General features: G+C 60.6%; 1 protein-coding gene. It reads right to left on the bottom strand.

Annotation, left to right across the window (positions count from 1 at the left end; genetic code table 11):
- The coding region (gene mbhE, locus AB1462_RS31645; protein WP_367249016.1) for a hydrogen gas-evolving membrane-bound hydrogenase subunit E at positions 1 to 531 on the bottom strand (531 nt) is incomplete at both ends.

Raw genomic sequence — 531 nt, 5'->3', positions numbered from 1 at the left:
GTACGGCGATTTCGCCCATCGTATCGAAGCCGCGGAAATCGACCAGAATGACGTTCACGACATTCGTGCCGCCGCCCTCGCTATAGGCGCGTTCGAGGAAATAGCTGCCAATTGAATCGTGAATCTGACGCGTCATCACCGCATAGGCCATCATCGCCATGCCGGTTCCGGCTGCGATTGCGATGAGCAGGTCGCGATAACGCCGCATCCGCGCGCTGAACGTGACGATGTCGCCGCTTTCATCCTGAAAGCGCTTCGGCAGCCAGCGCAGGCCAAGCAGGATCAGAACAGTCGTCACGATCTCGACCAGAAGCTGCGTCAGCGCCAGATCGGGCGCCGATAGCCAGATGAAGGTGATGCAGGTCACAAGCCCTGCCCCGCCAAGCAGCACGAGCGCTGCCAGCCGGTGATATTTCGCCTGATAGGCTGCTCCCACCGCGCACACGATGCCAACCAGCCAAAGCACCGCAAACACCGGATCGAGGCCGTCGAAGCTGATCCGGCCGAGATTCATTCCCAGCGTGTAGAGCG

Origin of the sequence: Pseudomonas sp. SB113 (assembly GCF_040754745.1) — a bacterium.
GTDB classification, from domain to species: domain Bacteria; phylum Pseudomonadota; class Gammaproteobacteria; order Pseudomonadales; family Pseudomonadaceae; genus Aquipseudomonas; species Aquipseudomonas grimontii.
The sequence above is the reverse complement of the archived record's forward strand: the minus strand, read 5'-3'. Positions and strand labels throughout refer to the sequence as shown.